Origin of the sequence: Clostridium guangxiense (genome assembly GCF_021043395.1) — a bacterium.
In the GTDB taxonomy this organism is placed as follows: Bacteria; Bacillota; Clostridia; order Clostridiales; family Clostridiaceae; genus Clostridium_S; species Clostridium_S guangxiense.
In genome coordinates this window covers 1-17,113 of record NZ_JAJNKE010000059.1, presented here as the reverse complement: position 1 = coordinate 17,113, position 17,113 = coordinate 1, and the positions used below count along the sequence as shown (strand labels likewise).

Genomic DNA, 17,113 nt, shown 5'->3' with positions numbered 1-17,113 from the left:
CCAAACCTCGTGTATTATAGCGAGTGCTTAACATTTTGTTTTAGAAGGATAATGGGCTTCGCCCAAACCTCGTGTATTATAGCGAGTGCTTAACATTTTGTTTTAGAAGGATAATGGGCTTCGCCCAAACCTCGTGTATGATTATATTCTCATTCGTTTAATTTTAATGGTAAAGCATATAAAAAGCGCCATTCCATCAAAAACCCATTCTATAAGCGTAATCCACCAAACATAATATATAGGTCTTTTTAAAATATAAATAAAGATAAAAGTAAGTGGAAGTCTTATTACACATGATGATATAAACGTAACAATAAAAGGTGTTTTTGTATCTCCCATTCCTTTAAGTGCACCAGAAAAATTCATAGATAATGCTATAGCTGGTTGCTCGAATGCACCTATAGCAAGACATATAGATGCGTAATATATGATTTTCTCTTCACTTATAAAAAAACCAACAAGGAAATGAGAAAAGAATAAAAATATCACAGCAAAAAATGACATCATAAAAAAGGAGTAATAAAAACATTCGTAAGAACATTTCTTTAAAGCTTTAAAATTTCTTCTCCCGTAATTAATTCCTACAAGCGTGGTTACCGCTGCCCCAAAACCTGTACCAGGCATAAGAGACACTGCTTCTATTGAATTTGCAATTTCATTAGATGCAAAAGCCACAGTTCCAGCTCTCATTATTATGAATGTACATGCAAGCCTAGTTAAACTATACGCTGCTTCTTCACAAGAGGACGGTATTGATAATTTTAAGAGTTCAATTATTTTTCTCACCTTTATCTTAAATATTACATTTATATTTATAGCCTTAGGTACACGAGTGACATAATAATAATCTATAATGAATCCTAAAAATTGAGCCAAAACAGATGCTATTGAAACACTTAGTACAGATGATGTCCTAAATATGTTTGTAAATATAAATGTAAGATCAAATATCACTTTAAAAAATCCAACATATAAAGAAATTCTAAAAGGTTCCATAGAATTTCCATAACTTCTTAATATAGAATTTATAACATTAATATTCATACAAAAAAATAATGAAATCGAAAACATCTTAAGAACTTCACAAGTTTCTTTTAAATTTGCTCTTTTTACTCCTGATATAACAAGCATTTTTTGCACATTGAAAAAAATAATCGCTACTGTAATTGTTGATATTATTATTCCAAGTAAAAAACCCATCTCTGCATATTCTTTTGCCTTTATGTATTTTCTTGCACCATAACTCTGAGATGCCAAGGTCGTTATGCCTATGCATATACCTGTAAAAATAAAAATATTAAGGAAGGTATTATATATATTATTACATATTCCAAACTCTGAAACTTCACTTCCCCCTCCGTATTTCCCCACCAGCATCATATCTAAAATATATAAGAAATTATAAACTGTCAATTCTAACACTACTGGCAGCGATACATCTAAAACTTCTTTTATTATTTTTTTATCCCTCACCATTTACCTACCAAAGTTATTGCTCATATTTTAAAATATATTAAATTTAAAATATTTAATTACTTTTTATAGTATTTTTAGTGCACTTTTTAGGAAATAATAATGTTTGTATATTAAATTTCAAGAGGTGGTTAATTTGAAAAAAAAGGCAAGAGTTATACTGATTTTAGGGCTTATATTTTGTACAATATTTCAAAATATATATACTCCTAAGATAAATGCAGTTGTAAAAAATCCAATTATAGGACCAAGTAAAGACAAAGATTATAAAGAAATAGCTAAAACCGAAATTGAAAAGATATATGGTTTAAGATCAAAAGCATTTACATCCTTAGATTTAAAAAGTCTTGTTCCACTTTTCGACACCTCTAAAAACTACGGAAAATGGTCACTAGATCATGAAATTAAACGTATTAAATATTTATATGAATGGGGTTATAAAAGAAACATAAAATTTACAGATGTAGTCTCCTCTATAAATTTGAAAAAAGTTAAACATTCTGGCAATAAACTAAGTGTTTATTTAAATGAAGTACTAACATTTAACTATATGTACAAATCAGATCCAGATCCTGTTAATAATTCATTTTCTATTGGTTTGCGTCACAATATAGTTTTAATAAATAAAGAAGATAAGTGGGTCGTATATAATGATTGGTATACAGATTGCTTTGAAGATGCTTTAGATTTATACAATGGAGATTTAACAGTACCTGATACAAGTAAACTTAAGGCTTACAATATTGCAAATAGTCCTAAAAATGCGCAAGAAATGCTTTGGGGTAATGACAGAAGAATAAGGCTTGTTGAATATGCAGATAAATACTACCATAATTATAATAAGAAGTATATTGATTTCACAGGTATAGGAGGAGACTGCACAAATTTCGCCTCACAAGCTTTAAGCGATAAAGAAGGAGCTGCGCTTAAATTCAATGGAGGTTGGTATTGTTCCAAAGGACATGGAAGTAAAGCTTTTGTAAACACCGATGCTTTTAAAAATTACCTAATATATAGTGGAAGAGGTAGACTTATAAAAGTAGGAACTTTTGAAAATTTAGTTAAACAAACAGATTATTATCCTAATGGTGCTATTTCAAAATTAATCCCTGGTGATCTTGTAGCTTATGATAAGAAAAATAATATAGATCATTTTGCTATAGTTACTGGCTTTGATTCTCATGGATATCCCCTCATTAATTCTCATACAACAGATAGATATCACGTTCCATGGGATCTTGGCTGGGCTAACAGTAACATTAAGTTTCATCTTATACACACCAATTTGCACTAGCGAAATACTTTATGTAACTTAAACAATGATTGATGAATAGTATATTGTGTATCACTTTCAAAAGGGGAGTATTATGCAAATTTTTTCAGCAATACTATTTGTATTATCAGCTAGTACAGACAACTTTGTGGTTGGCTTATGTTATGGTATAAAAAAAATCAAAATAAATTTACCAATTAATTTACTCATAGCATTGATATCATCAATTGGAACAATTCTATCAATGGAACTAGGAAATATTATCGCTACTTTTGTACCTAATAACTTTACCAATATACTTGGGGGCAGCATTCTTATTTTAATAGGTCTTTGGGCTATGCTCAGCGAATTTAATGAAAACAAAAAATCCTCTAAAGCAGTTGAAAAAAATAGCCTATCAAATATAGAAGATATTCTTTCTAATCCAGAAAATGCAGATAAAGATACTTCTGGAAGCATAGATTTAAAAGAATCCTTTTCACTTTCTATTGCTCTTGCCTTAAATAATATGGGGCTTGGAATAGGCGCAAGCATAGCAGGGTTAAATATAATACTTACAACAATTTTAACTTTTTTTATAAGCATAATTACAATTTCCCTCGGTCTCACAGTGGGAAACAAATATTTATCACAAAAACTTGGTAAATATGCTGCTGTAATTTCAGGAATAATCATTATTTTGCTAGGAATTTATGAAATGCTAGCGAAGTAGCAGTATCTTAAGATGTTAAATGAAAACTATAAATCTAAGGCAATGATTATTAAAATACTTAGATATTTCAATCTGTCTGAGCTATAGCGAGTAAACATACACGAGGTTTTGGCTTTGCCAATTATCCTTCTATACATCAAGCAAGCACTTGCTTAAAATCACCACTTAGATTTATAGAATTTTTTTAATGTGACGAAGTATTGTTACTTCGCTCTTTATTTTCTTAAATCTCCACATTAAACTAGAAAAATCTTCTTTTATTATTGGTATACTAATACCTACATTCATAAGTTCATCTCCGTAAAATACCTCTTTTGTATCTATATTTTCATATAAAGCATTTTCATCTAATCCCTTAAATTTTAAAGTACGAATTACAGCAGCAGGCTGAGATAATATATTAAAATAGTAACCTACCATTTCTGATTTGTTCTTTGAAACAAAATTCCATGCTGCTTCATTTCTATCAAAAGGACTAAGTATTCTGTAAAAATCACCAAATTGAATAATCTCTCTTATTTCTTTATAGTTACTAACTTGAAGCTTTACAATTTCTTTTTCTTCTTTGGATAATTTAGTCAAATCAAGTTCATACCCTAAATTTCCAGACATAGCTACGTGCCCTCTTGTATTTATAGGTGTTATTCTACCAACCTGATGATTTGGTACAGTGGATACATGAGCTCCGATAGAACTAGTTGGGTAAATCATGCTTGTGCCATATTGAATTTTAAGTCTACATACTGCATCGGTGTTATCACTCGCCCAAGTTTGAGGCATATAATAAAGCATACCAGCATCAAATCTTCCACCGCCGCTAGAACAACTTTCAAATAATACATTTGGAAAACGTGATGTTATTTCCTCTAATACTTTGTACAGTCCAAGCATATAACGATGAGCCGTTTCTCTTTGCCTTTCTGGTGTAAGCACAGCTGAACCAACTTCCGTCATATGACGGTTCATATCCCACTTTACATAGCTAATAGGTGCACTATACAAAATTTTTGATACCGCTTCAACAATATAATCACAAACATCATTTCTTGATAAATCTAACACAAGCTGACTTCTTCCAAAGGTATAAGGTCTATTAGGAACATGTATACACCAATCTGGATGTTTTCTATATAAATCACTATTTTGAGAAACCATCTCAGGTTCAAACCATAAGCCGAAATTCATTCCAATATTGTTAATGCGATTTGCTAAATCCTCAAGTCCATCTGGAAGTTTATTTTTATCAACCACCCAATCTCCAAGAGAACTAAAATCATCATCTCTTTTTCCAAACCACCCATCATCTAATACCATAAGTTCAATACCAAGCTTTTTAGCCTCAGTTGCAATTTCCATTATTTTATCAGCATTAAAGTTAAAATAAGTTGCCTCCCAATTATTAATTAAAATAGGTCTTACGCTATCACGAAATTTCCCTCTACACAAACGACTTTGATAAAGCTTATTATAAGTCCTTGACATATCCCCTAATCCATTGGATGAATACACCATTACAACTTCCGGAGTTTTAAAACTTTCATTTTGTTCTAATAACCATGAAAAATCAAAAGGATTTATTCCTATAGATACTCTTGTATTTTTAAACTGGTCAACCTGAGCAGCTGCCACAAAATTACCACTGTAAATAAAATTAAATGCGTACACTTCACCATAATCTTCATCTGCATTTTTTTGAAGAAGAGCTATAAAAGGATCGTGCTGAGGACTACTTGAACCACGGCAGCTTTCAACAGTTTGAATGCCTGATACCAGTGGACGTCTATCCACATTTCTCTCATTAATATGAGCTCCATGAAATGTTAGCAAATCATATTCACTATCCCTAAAGTCTACACTAGCACTTAAAGCCTTAAGAATTTTGATCTTCTCATTTCCATTATTTTTAAACTCTGCAGAACGCGCAATGGCATTAAAATCTCTAAATACTGTATAACTTAAAATAACAGTTAATCCTATAAGTTTATCCTCCATAGTTATTTCAAGGGTTTTCGCTTCATCTTCACTTTCAACATAAACTGCTGGCAACCCACGAAGCTTCTCTTTTCCATCATAAATTTCATGCTTAACATACCTAAGATCTGTAATTGTAGATCCATTTTCAAGCTGGAGCTGATATGCCGGGTTTCTAAAATCTCCATTTCCATAAGCTGGATACTCGTTAGGTATAGTATCTAATGAAAAAGTACGTTCACTACAATTGGGATTTGGTGAAAATCCTCTATCAACAAAAATAATTGGATTACTCTTATGATAAGTTTTAATTTTTCTTCCCCAATATAAATGAGTTAAATATCCACCTTCCACAACCTGCATAATATAACTCATATTTTTGCTTTGTAAATGAAATATCTTTTCTTTGTCATCAAAATATATATTCATAATTTTTCCTCCAATTAATCGTTTTCAATATATTCATAAATAATATATTGCTGTATAATATTTATATTAATTCAATTTTTATTACAGCACAAGAATAAAAAAAACAACTGGAGGGTAAAATATTGCTCAATAATTTAAAACAAACCTCAATAGGTTTTAACTTTATATCGCCAGTATCACTTTTGACAATTAGAGGCCTGGGATGGCAAACTGTTACTTCACATGATTACATATGGAATGGAAAATACCGTACTGATGAACACTGCCTTATACAATACACCTTAAGTGGAGAAGGTGAACTTGAATTTAATAATACTACCTATAAGCTAAAGCAAGGTGATGCTTTTATTGTAGAGATTCCAGGTTCTCACTGCTATAGGCTGCCAGAGCACTCAAACAGCTGGGAATTACTATATATACAATTTTCCAAAGAAGCTCTACCTTTCTGGAATCAGCTAATCGCTTTAACTGGGCCAGTATTTTCAATAAAAAATAATTCTTCTATAGAAAAATTAATGTGGAACATTTATGAAATGTCAGTAAATAATGACTTCCAAGATGTCTACCAATGCTCAAAGTATGCCTATGAATTAATAATGAACCTTATAAGCCATTTTCACAAAGAACAGGAATATAAGGTACTTCCATCAAGTATAGAAGTTTGCAAACAATTCATTAACCATCACTATAACACACAAATTGGTTTAGATGATATGGCAAAAGTGGCCCAAATTTCTAAATTTCACTTAACACGCAAATTTGAAAAAGAACTTGGCATTACGCCAAATAATTACTTGATTAAAATACGCCTAGAAAATTCAGTTAAACTTCTAACCTCGCAAAACAACTTAACTCTTGAGGACATAGCAAAAAATGTAGGCTTTTCATGTGCTAATTATTATGGAAAAGTTTTTAAAAAGAAATTTGGAGTTTCACCTGATGAATTTCGCAGGAACAGCAATTCCTACGAAATAAATAGAGTTTTATCTGAAAAATAGATTTTATAAATCTTTATCAACATTTTTTAACATAGCTAAATCTAATTTTCAAAACCAGTTAAAATATCTTCTCCTTTTTCACATATAACTTTATACAATCCAAAATCTATAACCGCATATACTAGTGAAAGTGAGGTAAATGTAGCAATAAGATTAAACTTTGAAAATACTACAATAGCAATAGTAGCAGCCCCCATAGCAAGCGCAGGTATAACAGCAAATAAAACATTTAAATTTTGCTTAACAGCCTTTTGCTCATTGTCCCATTCTAACTTTGGCATCATTATATCAATTAAAATTCCTATTGTAGCCGAAAAAGCTATTCCAAACACTCCTAGAATTATGCATAATATTGCCAAATACATAGGAAGCTTCATTACTATGACTGCAGTAATTACAAAAAGTATATGTCCTCCCAATGCTATAATAATTCCTGAAAGTATCTTCGCTGTAATCTGCTGCTTATATGGAACAGGTATATACTTCATAATAAAAAAGTTATCTCCCTCTCTTGAAATTGAGGTACAAGTAACGCAATTCATAGCTCCAATAAATACGCCAAAGGCCGCTGCTATACTCATAATTATTGGATAATTTGAACTTCCATTAAAAAGACTTAATAACTGATCTTTTGATGGTCCATTTTTTTGTGAAGAACTAAAAAACATTGGCATTATTATAATCAAAGGATATATTATATCTGGCATTACACAATTTATAAAATAAGCAGGTGTCCTAACAAGCAATTTCAATTCCTTAATGGTATATGACATAACGACTGACTTTCTGCTAACCACCCTGGATAGTTCTTCCTTATTCATAGTTTTTCTCTTTGAACCGGATTCAGAAAGTCCTACAACTCCCTTTAAATAAAAAGCCTTGCTTAAACTCAAAATTATAACAAAGCTCAAAATATTTATTAATACAAAAATTATTAGCTGTAAAAAGCCATAAAAATTACTAGAATTAATAAGCGCATCGGCAGCAATTCTGCCACCAGGGAAAATACTTCCTATCTTTTTACTTAAGTTTCCTATATTATTTGAAAACTCACTTGAATTTCTACCATTCATTCCATTAGCAAATATATTAAATCCAAATGCAAATACAATTCCAATTATTCCAGCTAAGACTTTAAAAAGATCTTTACTTTTTGACAAATTTACTAATGGCATTATTACAATGCTTAACAAAAGTGCTACACACAGCGGTAATATAGGTAAAAAAGCCATAAGAATTACACTGTACACATAAAACAAAGGGTTTGCTGAAGAGTTAATTCCATATATAAGTGTACATGGTATTAAAATAATTCCCTCAATAAAATATTCGTATAAAAGTGTCACTACAAACTTACTTGCTATAATAGTTTCAGGTTTTATTGGAAGCGGCAGCAAGTAATCTATATCCTTTGAAAAATAAAATATATTCATTACATAAAATACACCAAAGAAAAAAATTACAAATGCCATACATGAATAGTTCAAAACTAAAAGCAATGACTGCATATTTACTGATCTCAAGCTTTTATATAATGGTAAATTAAGACTACCAATAGAGAAAGCTAAAATTACAAATAAAATTATTCCTAAAAATATTCTGTATACACTGCTATCTGACAATCCATTTTTTTTTCTTCCGCTTCTCATATCAGAGCCAAGCATAAGATATTTAGTTAGCACAAAAAATTTATTTATTTTCATCTTCCACCAACTCCAAAAACATTTTTTCAAGGGAACTCCCTTGCTCTTTAAGACTGTCCTTCATCTCAGCTATTGTGCCACAAAATACTATTTTACCTTTATTTATTATTGCAATTCTATCACAAACTTTTTCTGCAACCTCAAGAACATGTGTAGAAAAGAAAACTGTCTTTCCACTATCAGCATGTTTTCTCATCATTTCCTTCAAATTATATGCAGCCTTAGGATCAAGCCCTGTAAGTGGCTCATCTAATATCCATACACTGGGATCATGAATCAAAGCACCCATTACAACTATCTTTTGCCTCATGCCATGAGAATAACTTTGAATTCTATCACTTAAAGCACTTTCCATATCAAAGTATTTGCTTAAATCCTCAATTCTTTTTTGCCTTACTGAAGTTTCAACATCGTATATATCAGACATAAAGTTTAAATATTCTATTCCCTTGAGCCTCAAAAACATATCTGGACTATCTGGAACATATCCTATTTTCTTTTTAGCCTCCAAAGGTCTTTCATTTATATCTATATCATCTACCTTAATGCATCCAGAATCATTCTTTATTATACCCATAATCATCTTTATGGTTGTACTTTTTCCTGCACCATTAGGTCCTAAAAAACCAAATATCTCACCAGAATTTATGGTTAAATTTAAATCTTCAACTGCATTGGTTTTTCCATTGTAGGTTTTAGTTACATTGGTAAGTTCTATCATATTATTTTCCTCCACAAAATAAATTTAATAATTGTTATAGAAATTGTATAACAATAATAACAATATTTCAATATATATTTTATTTATTTTAAAAGTTTAAAAATAATGTGCAGTAAATGATTTATAATTATTGATATCACTATACTATAGATAGACAACTTGAAACTTTAAAATTGCAATCTCCAAATTTATCCTGATAAACTGGAAGTTGATTCAGAGCACAGAGTACAAAGTACAGAGTACAGTGAAGGTGGATTTACCTTTCGTTTCTCTCAGGTAAATCTTAGAACTTAATAGTGTCAGCTACGCTGAGCACTATATTTTAAGCGCTTTGCGTGCATTAAGTTTAAGATTTTTTGTAGCGACAGCGGAGAAAAATCATCCTTCACTGTACTCTGTCCTCTGTACTTTGTACTCTGAGTTAAATTCCAGTTTATGGCGATACACTTGGTATTAACAATTTTAATCTTCCAAGTTGTCTATCCATACTATTGAATATCCTTTAGTGATTCTTTAAGCGTTTTAGCCGAATTGTGAAGCTGATCTATCTCCTCTTTCTTTAACGGTACCTCTAATATCTGCTTTACTCCAGTTACACCTATAATAGAAGGTACTCCCATATATATTCCATTTACTCCATACTGACCATTTAGTAATGAAGAAGTTGTTAATATAGAATTCTCATCTCTTATAATAGCTTCAACAATTCTCCTTACTGCCAATGCAACTGCATAATAAGTTGCTCCTTTTTTCTTAATAATCTCATAAGCTGCATTTTTAACTTTTTCATGAATATCAAATTTAAGTGAACCATCGCATTTATTGCATGCTACTTTGCAATATTCATTTACGTCCATTCCAGCTATATTTGTAAGACTCCACGTAGCAATTTCTGAATCTCCATGTTCACCCATAATATAAGTGTGAATATTTCTCGCATCAATTCCGAAATGTTCACTGAGCATATATCTAAACCTTGAAGTGTCAAGAACAGTACCAGAACCTATAACTCTTTCCTTAGGAAATCCCGATAATTTATAAGTTATATAAGTGAGTATATCAACAGGATTCGAAACAACAAGTAAAATGGCATTAGGATTATACTTTACTACTTCTGGAACAATAGATTTAAATATATTATAATTTTTAGATATTAAATCTAATCTTGTCTCTCCCGGTTTCTGCGCTGCACCTGCAGTTATAATAACTATATCTGATCCCTTCGTATCCGGATAATCACCAGATTTAACATCTACAGGTTTTACAAAGGCCGCTCCATGTGCTAAATCCATTGCCTCTCCTTCAGCTTTATCTTTATTAACATCAACTATGACTATCTCAGATGCAAGTCCACCGTTCATAATAGCAAAAGCAGTAGACGAACCTACAAATCCAGCACCGATTATAGAAATCTTTGTATTCTTATTCATTTCAATCCCTCCAAATATACTTTATTTTCTCCCAGTCCACAATATTTTATTCGTGATTAATCTTTGTCTTAACAATATTATATACTAATTAATAATAATTATCAACAAATTTTATATGGATAAGCTACTTTTTGTTTTCGTTCAGCAAAGTTGAACATCATTAATTCCTTAGATTTCATGTAGTACATCCATATCACCATATAGTAATGAAATCATATAATATCATGTATGTAATTTATAAATAATTGGAGGCTTTATTATGTCTTTAAAACCAAAAAGGAAAATATTAGTAGTTTCCTTATCCATCGTTTTAATTTTAGCTGTTGCTTTAGGTTATATTAACTTTTTTAAACCGCAATCTTCTGTATCCACTACTAAAGTAAAGCCTACTAAAGCATTAAAAAGCAAAAAAGATTCTTCTACAACTAATTCTTCCACAAGCACTACTGCTAATGAAACAAATACAAGTAAAACTATTAGCTCTAAACCAGAAAAAAATACTACGCCTTCTCAAAATTTATCCTCTACTGTTAAGCAAACAGTTTTACCTAAGCCAGCGCCAGCACAGTCATCAAAACCTTCTAATTTAGTAATTTCTGATAGCAATATAAGAACTTTGCTGTACAACGGAGATATAGCTGTAAGAAACTTTTATTCATCGGCTTATTTTAAAAATTCTAACACTAAAAATCCAATTAATTTAGATAATAAAACTTATAGTGAAATGGTTCCAGCTATAACTAGTTATAACATGCTACAAGACTTCATGAGAAAAAACTATAATTTAAATTCTTACTATACGGAAACCTTTATAAGAAAATTCATGGACGAAACCTTCAGATATATTAATGGTAAATATTATATACTTGTTGGTAACTATGGACTTATGCTTCATTATGGCAATACTTTTAAAGTAGTATCAAAAGTTTCTAACGGAAATATACTCTACCTTAAAATAAGTGACTATGCAGATGGTGATACCTCACCAAGTGTGATGAATGTTGCCTTATACTATTCAGGCAAAAACTGGCTTATTTATAAATTTGATGATTGGGGAATAGCTTCTCTTGCAAATTAGCAAATAAGCTCTGTATATTTTTTCAAATTTATGTTATATTTTATCTATATATAAACTTGAAGGTTATTAGTACGGAGTGAAGAATATGAATAATAAAGATATACTTGCTAAATATATACCAATTGCAGAATTTATTTCAAGCATCCTAGGTGATAATTGTGAGGTGGTAATACATGACATTACCTCCCCCAACAATTCTATAATTTTTATAAAAAACGGCCATCTCAGTGGTAGAAAATTAGGCGGCCCCTTAACAGACTTAGTGTTAAATATAATTCAGAATAAAAGCTATAAAGATAAAAACTTTGTTTCCAACTACAAAGCTATTGGTAATTTTAAGACTTTTAGATCTGCAAGTTATTTTATAAAAAATGATAATTCTGAAATAATAGGTGTCCTATGCATAAACATAGACACAGAGCCTTATAATAAGGTTAAGCAATTAATGGACAGCCTAAGTTTTATATCAACAAATTCAATAGATAATAAAAAGAAAACCCTTGATACACAGGAGCAATTTTATGATAATGTTGATGATCTTCTATATATGATGGTTCAAAAAACAATATCAAAATCTAAAATAGCACCCGATAGAATGTCTTCAGATGAGAAAATTAACATAGTGAAGAGGCTTTGCGATGAAGGCGCATTTAACTTAAAAGGCGCAGTTTCTGAAGTCGCCAAAGCCCTCCAAGTGTCCGAGCCAACCATATACAGATACCTAAATAAATATAAGTAATCATACACGGGGTTTGGGTCTTTAGACCCATTATCCTTCTTGAACTTAATACTATTACTCTCTTAATACACGGGGTTTGGGCCTTTAGACCCATTATCCTTCTTAAATTTAATATTATTACTCTCTTAATACACCATATGGTCATAATTATAGACATATATACATCTGGGTTATTTAAGGTTATGAAAAAAAACCGTCAATCAGTATTACTTTTTTATTGACGGTTTTTGTTAGCTTGAGCACTTAATTTATTTTCTGATCCTTAAGTGCTAATAATATAATCTGCTATTACAATTTTCCTTGATAAAAAGATATTCCATCTCTTTCATCAAAGCCTAATTTTTGAGAAGCTTTAAGTGAAGGTTCTTTTCTAACATACATTTTATAACCAACAGATCTAAAACTTACCTCTCCACATTGAGTTGAAATTATCCACTTCCACTCTATGGTTTTATCTATATATTTGTGATTTTTCGGCTGTCTTGCTTCTTCTCTATAAATAGTGTCAATTTCAATCGACAAATCAGAGGATATGTCAATCTCTAGATCATATACATTTTCAAATACTAGCGTAGTAGGTGCTATCCAAAATTTATAATATGGATTTTTCTTATCTGTTGGTGTTACCCATTTAAATATATAATCAATGTCAAACATCAATTTATAAGCATGTTTTTGAAAAGCCATAGCATAAATACTGCAGTCATGCCATTTCATCTTACTAAAATCATCTTCTGTCAAAATCCACTTTTTCAAATTACTCATTTCTTGAATTTCTCCTCTACTTTAGATTAATAACAATTTATTTAGGAATTTCCCAAGAAAGAGGTACCCTTACCTGGTACTGTTTTATCATGAACATGTGGCATAAGTTCTTTTCCTGTAAATGTACGCATCAAGGTTAGCTTGAATGTACTTTCTAAATTCTATGAAAATGTATCCCTTATTATCTAGTTTTTAATTATAATAAGTTATGTTGTTAGAATACTAGTATTTGTGCAGCTTATTTTTAAGGATGTTCTCTAATTTGTGCATACTCAAGTATAACTTTTTTTGTATAATGAGATGCCTGTTTTTCTAAACCTATATCTGTTAAACGAATGTCATTTATCCACTGAAAATAATGCGTTAATTCATGAGCAATAGACCCCAATATCGCTGCTAGTGCGTCATCCTCTCCCCATTCCTCGGTCATCTGGTGAAAGTCACCAGTAGCAATTTTAATAAATGGTTCATCTATTTTACTAAATGGCTCAAAGAAGGTCGCCGAAACAAATTCTCCATCAGAGGCTTTAATATATGGAGTACTTTTGAAATAAATAACAATCCTAACTGGAAAATAATATTTGCTTCGTATCCAATTTCCAAAGTCAATACATGCTCTTCTAACATTTTTGTCAACATCTTTTTGGAATCTAAACCTTAATCCCATACGTCTCTCTTTCTTACATATTTCCTTATTGTTTTTCCAGTTGGTTTTTTTCCAAATATCCATAAACAAGTATTCCTCCATAAAATTTAATATTTTCTGTGCGTTTTTCCTGGCGTATGTTTAGGTAAAGGTTTTGCTCTTCTATTAGGATTATTTTTCCAATTAGGCTTTTTCCTTTTTTGCTCTTTCCTTTCTCTACCTTGCTTCTTTTGATTCGGTCTTGCATAAGGATCTGAGTTTGATTTGGTTTTTGCAAATGAAATGCGACCAACTTTACTTCTCACATATGATATACCCTTGTAAGCGCCATATACTAAGACAACACCTATGGTTATACCTAATACAACACCTCCAATCCCCGGAACAAAATACAATGCATATGCAAAACGCCCATCATTATCAGCTTTATTTACTGAATTATTGTTGCAGTATGCAAACATATTATAATCTAACAAATCTTCATTTGTATCATCTAGCTGGTCAGTATCATCCGCATTAATAAACCTGCCCCACTCCGGATTATAGTATCTACTCTGCAAGTAATAAAACCCAGTTTCAGTATCATACCTATATCCTCTATACCTATATGGATTTAATACTCCTACTGTATCCTTTAAGCTTCCACTTATTGATATAAGTTTACCCCAAGTATCATAAGTATAGCTTACTACCTGCGTTCCTGTACTGTCAATAAGTCCTATTATATCTCCTTGTGCATTTCTTATATAATAGTAATTGTTACCATTAAGGTTCATTTTCAAAACATTATTTGAAGTACCATACTGATAATATATAGTGTTTGTTCCATCACTTTCAGAAGTTACTTCATCACCATTTAAGGTGTAATTTGTAGTGACTCCATTTACTGTTTTTGGGGTTCTTATGCTAAGTCATTATATTATGTGATATTATTTTTTCAGTTAAAAAAACGTCAACAAGTAGCCTTAGTACCTGTTGACATTTTATTGTTAGCTTTAATAAACTTTTAATTGTATATCTTATCTTTCGTACTTAGTCTTTTTTATAATAAGTTCGCTATTTTTTCTTTGATTTATTATTGCCAAACTTATATGCTGCATTTGCAAATATAACTATTAATAATATTACAAATAATATTAACATTACGCTAATAAATATTGGTTTAAGACTATCTGATAGCTGCGTATAATTATTTTGTATAACAATCGCTATTACAAATATCGTAGAAAGCAATGTCATTAATATTGTCATAATTAGTAAATATCTTCGTTCTTTTTTATCTTCTTTGTATTTTAAAGTAATTACAAATGCTATACCCATGCATAAAAACAATACAATCGCGATTATTGGGAAAGGTATTTTTTCTATACCAATGATTCTAATAATGAATATAAATACAAATACTATTACTATTGCTATAACATTTTTTCTATTCATAATTTTTCACCGCCTACATTTCATATATTACTGCTTTTTCCAAATATAATTTTTCACGCCTTCTGCAATTATCCCAGCGCCAAATCCAATTACAACTGTCCATCCAACTGGAAATAACTAATCCAATTCCAATTACTGCTGCAGACACTCCAACATCAATACCTGTCCTTCCCCATGCTTCACTACTGCTATAACCACTGTGAAAATTATCCCACACAGCAGCACCAGTGAATACGACACCTACTGCTCCTACTCTCTCTACACTACCTATCCCTCTAAGTGCATTTGCTCCTTTAACTGGTACCATAAACTCTAGTCCAGCACGTCTTAAAGCCCTATTAGTCGCTAGTGGTACAGCCTTAGGAATATCGCTTAATGCTGAGCTAATTCCACCCTCAATCCCAGTAATAATCGCACTTTTTCTAGAAGCATCTTAGATTATATTTTATCCATTATAGCTGGTCAGCTTATCCCTCCAGTTCACATCATCACAACCGTAATTTATAGTTTCTTCAATTTAAAAGAAACGTCAACAAATACTACTAGCACCAGTTGACGTTTTATCATTAACTCTAACTATATCTTATACTTACCTACATTTAATTAATTCTTAAACCATTCTTCAATCTTCTTGTAAATTTTAATCTTTATTGATTGATAACTTTTTAATAAATAATTTTTCAAATTTAATTAATAATGTTGCTCCTGATGCAAACAATATCTCATGTGATAATGTCTTATCATCAACTTCCAAAAATTCATCATAAGATAAATCATCAAAACCAACATAAAATTCTTTATTTCTAGAAAGAATATCACCAATTTTATTATAATTTAATGATATTTTTTTTATTTTTGTATAGTCCATTTGCCATGTATTTATTTCATTATTAATGATTAAAGAAATTTTAACTGGATCTTTAAACCCATATTTATCGTGATTAATCTTTATTTCTTTCAATTTATAATCATGAAAATTAGCTTCTTTTTCATATATTTTAAGAAATTTTTTACTAAACCGATATCTAATATTATTGAATACTGCTCTATATTCTTCAGCATTTTTATCCCATTTTTTTTCTGCAATTTCTCTTCTTTCCTTAACACCACAATTAATTTCTTCCCATAATTCATCCGTAAAATATCTCATTTTTATTAAACCTCCATATTACTATGGTACTGGTATTAAATTCCTTGGTGGAATTACTCTTGATCCCTCAGAAATTATCAAATATATAATTAAAGCTTTACCTGACAGCCCAATTATATTATCTTGATTTTGTTGCCATTTTTCATTATTTGCATCCCAATCCCAGCCTTTTCCTAAATCATTCATACGAGCATATCTCAGAGATGAACCTGACTTACTTATCGTACCAGTACTGTAATCATATCTATGATTCATTATTGCTAAAGATACTGCTAAATCATCGCCTGTATCACGTCCAGTCCCTGAAAATTCTGGTCTATCTCCATCCGCATCTGACATATTTACAGGATTATTCTTACAATAAGCATACATATTTGCTGATAGCAATTCACCTGGTGTCGCAGCTATCCCATCCGCATTAATAAACCTTCCCCACTCAGGATTATAATATCTACTCTGCAAGTAATAAAGCCCAGTCTCGGTATCATACCTATATCCTCTATACCTATACGGATTTAATACTCCTACTGTATCCTTTAAGCTTCCACTTATTGATATAAGTTTACCCCAAGTATCATAAGTATAGCT

Annotated in this window: 17 protein-coding genes; 5 read left to right on the top strand and 12 right to left on the bottom strand. The window is 30.8% G+C overall.

The annotated features are described in order from the left end of the window. Positions 1–141: 141 nt before the first annotated feature. Positions 142–1,473 carry an MATE family efflux transporter gene (locus LQK79_RS19530; protein ID WP_231017588.1) on the bottom strand — a complete coding sequence of 444 codons (1,332 nt, stop codon included), beginning with the start codon at positions 1,471–1,473 and terminating at the stop codon, positions 142–144. 136 nt (positions 1,474–1,609) lie between these two features. Here LQK79_RS19530 and LQK79_RS19525 point away from each other — a divergent pair, with 136 nt between their 5' ends. Further along, complete coding sequence (locus LQK79_RS19525; RefSeq protein ID WP_231017587.1) at positions 1,610–2,767, top strand: amidase domain-containing protein; 1,158 nt, start codon at positions 1,610–1,612, stop codon at positions 2,765–2,767. 73 nt (positions 2,768–2,840) lie between these two features. Continuing rightward, positions 2,841–3,458 carry a sporulation membrane protein YtaF gene (gene ytaF / locus LQK79_RS19520; protein ID WP_231017586.1) on the top strand — a complete coding sequence of 206 codons (618 nt, stop codon included), beginning with the start codon at positions 2,841–2,843 and terminating at the stop codon, positions 3,456–3,458. 171 nt (positions 3,459–3,629) lie between these two features. Here ytaF and LQK79_RS19515 read toward each other — a convergent pair whose 3' ends face one another. After that, positions 3,630–5,858: an alpha-galactosidase gene (locus LQK79_RS19515; RefSeq protein ID WP_231017585.1), complete on the bottom strand. Its 2,229-nt coding sequence runs from the start codon at positions 5,856–5,858 to the stop codon at positions 3,630–3,632. Positions 5,859–5,980: 122 nt separating this feature from the next. Here LQK79_RS19515 and LQK79_RS19510 point away from each other — a divergent pair, with 122 nt between their 5' ends. Beyond that, positions 5,981–6,856 carry an AraC family transcriptional regulator gene (locus tag LQK79_RS19510; protein ID WP_231017584.1) on the top strand — a complete coding sequence of 292 codons (876 nt, stop codon included), beginning with the start codon at positions 5,981–5,983 and terminating at the stop codon, positions 6,854–6,856. 41 nt (positions 6,857–6,897) lie between these two features. Here the strand turns inward: LQK79_RS19510 and LQK79_RS19505 are convergent, their stop codons facing one another. From LQK79_RS19505 to LQK79_RS19495, 3 genes are all read right to left on the bottom strand, one after another. Further along, positions 6,898–8,559, bottom strand: a complete 1,662-nt coding sequence (locus LQK79_RS19505; RefSeq protein WP_231017583.1) for a putative ABC transporter permease subunit — start codon at positions 8,557–8,559, stop codon at positions 6,898–6,900. Then, on the bottom strand, positions 8,546–9,280 hold the full coding sequence (locus LQK79_RS19500; protein ID WP_231017582.1) for an ABC transporter ATP-binding protein: 735 nt from the start codon (positions 9,278–9,280) through the stop codon (positions 8,546–8,548). Before LQK79_RS19500 ends, LQK79_RS19505 begins: the two co-directional genes overlap by 14 nt. A 488-nt stretch (positions 9,281–9,768) precedes the next feature. Continuing rightward, a complete protein-coding gene (locus LQK79_RS19495; RefSeq protein ID WP_053243513.1) occupies positions 9,769–10,710 on the bottom strand; it encodes an L-lactate dehydrogenase in 942 nt (313 codons plus the stop codon). Positions 10,711–10,969: 259 nt separating this feature from the next. On the opposite strand from LQK79_RS19495, the gene LQK79_RS19490 reads away from it, so the two are divergent. Together LQK79_RS19490 and LQK79_RS19485 are read left to right on the top strand one after the other, a co-directional pair. Then, positions 10,970–11,788, top strand: a complete 819-nt coding sequence (locus LQK79_RS19490; protein WP_231017581.1) for an IseA DL-endopeptidase inhibitor family protein — start codon at positions 10,970–10,972, stop codon at positions 11,786–11,788. Positions 11,789–11,873: 85 nt separating this feature from the next. Further along, on the top strand, positions 11,874–12,527 hold the full coding sequence (locus tag LQK79_RS19485) for a helix-turn-helix transcriptional regulator (protein WP_231017580.1): 654 nt from the start codon (positions 11,874–11,876) through the stop codon (positions 12,525–12,527). 288 nt (positions 12,528–12,815) lie between these two features. On the opposite strand, the gene LQK79_RS19480 is transcribed toward LQK79_RS19485, so the two are convergent. The 7 genes from LQK79_RS19480 to LQK79_RS19450 all read right to left on the bottom strand — a co-directional run. Next, entirely contained in the window at positions 12,816–13,292 is a 477-nt protein-coding gene (locus LQK79_RS19480) for a hypothetical protein (RefSeq protein ID WP_053243516.1), read from the bottom strand. A 244-nt stretch (positions 13,293–13,536) separates the two neighbouring features. After that, on the bottom strand, positions 13,537–14,022 hold the full coding sequence (locus LQK79_RS19475; RefSeq protein ID WP_231017579.1) for a hypothetical protein: 486 nt from the start codon (positions 14,020–14,022) through the stop codon (positions 13,537–13,539). A 23-nt stretch (positions 14,023–14,045) separates the two neighbouring features. Then, the gene (locus LQK79_RS19470) at positions 14,046–14,714 is read right to left on the bottom strand and encodes an RHS repeat-associated core domain-containing protein (protein WP_231017578.1); all 669 of its coding nucleotides are present in this window, start codon (positions 14,712–14,714) and stop codon (positions 14,046–14,048) included. Positions 14,715–14,994: 280 nt separating this feature from the next. After that, the gene (locus tag LQK79_RS19465; RefSeq protein WP_053243595.1) at positions 14,995–15,375 is read right to left on the bottom strand and encodes a hypothetical protein; all 381 of its coding nucleotides are present in this window, start codon (positions 15,373–15,375) and stop codon (positions 14,995–14,997) included. Positions 15,376–15,388: 13 nt separating this feature from the next. Continuing rightward, positions 15,389–15,682 carry a hypothetical protein gene (locus LQK79_RS19460; RefSeq protein ID WP_053243596.1) on the bottom strand — a complete coding sequence of 98 codons (294 nt, stop codon included), beginning with the start codon at positions 15,680–15,682 and terminating at the stop codon, positions 15,389–15,391. Between the two features lie 333 nt (positions 15,683–16,015). Continuing rightward, complete coding sequence (locus LQK79_RS19455) at positions 16,016–16,525, bottom strand: hypothetical protein (protein WP_053243597.1); 510 nt, start codon at positions 16,523–16,525, stop codon at positions 16,016–16,018. 21 nt (positions 16,526–16,546) lie between these two features. Beyond that, the coding region (locus LQK79_RS19450) for an RHS repeat-associated core domain-containing protein (protein ID WP_231017577.1) at positions 16,547–17,113 on the bottom strand (567 nt) is incomplete at its 5' end.

Bases quoted from the DNA above. Each gene is read 5' to 3' on its own strand.
- LQK79_RS19515 (WP_231017585.1), bottom strand. From the start codon at position 5,858: ATGAATATATATTTTGATGACAAAGAAAAGATATTTCATTTACAAAGC.
- LQK79_RS19475 (WP_231017579.1), bottom strand. From the start codon at position 14,022: ATGGATATTTGGAAAAAAACCAACTGGAAAAACAATAAGGAAATATGT.
- LQK79_RS19455 (WP_053243597.1), bottom strand. From the start codon at position 16,525: ATGAGATATTTTACGGATGAATTATGGGAAGAAATTAATTGTGGTGTT.
- LQK79_RS19485 (WP_231017580.1), top strand. From the start codon at position 11,874: ATGAATAATAAAGATATACTTGCTAAATATATACCAATTGCAGAATTT.
- ytaF (WP_231017586.1), top strand. From the start codon at position 2,841: ATGCAAATTTTTTCAGCAATACTATTTGTATTATCAGCTAGTACAGAC.
- LQK79_RS19500 (WP_231017582.1), bottom strand. From the start codon at position 9,280: ATGATAGAACTTACCAATGTAACTAAAACCTACAATGGAAAAACCAAT.
- LQK79_RS19465 (WP_053243595.1), bottom strand. From the start codon at position 15,375: ATGAATAGAAAAAATGTTATAGCAATAGTAATAGTATTTGTATTTATA.
- LQK79_RS19470 (WP_231017578.1), bottom strand. From the start codon at position 14,714: ATGAACCTTAATGGTAACAATTACTATTATATAAGAAATGCACAAGGA.
- LQK79_RS19480 (WP_053243516.1), bottom strand. From the start codon at position 13,292: ATGAGTAATTTGAAAAAGTGGATTTTGACAGAAGATGATTTTAGTAAG.
- LQK79_RS19460 (WP_053243596.1), bottom strand. From the start codon at position 15,682: ATGGTACCAGTTAAAGGAGCAAATGCACTTAGAGGGATAGGTAGTGTA.
- LQK79_RS19495 (WP_053243513.1), bottom strand. From the start codon at position 10,710: ATGAATAAGAATACAAAGATTTCTATAATCGGTGCTGGATTTGTAGGT.
- LQK79_RS19505 (WP_231017583.1), bottom strand. From the start codon at position 8,559: ATGAAAATAAATAAATTTTTTGTGCTAACTAAATATCTTATGCTTGGC.
- LQK79_RS19490 (WP_231017581.1), top strand. From the start codon at position 10,970: ATGTCTTTAAAACCAAAAAGGAAAATATTAGTAGTTTCCTTATCCATC.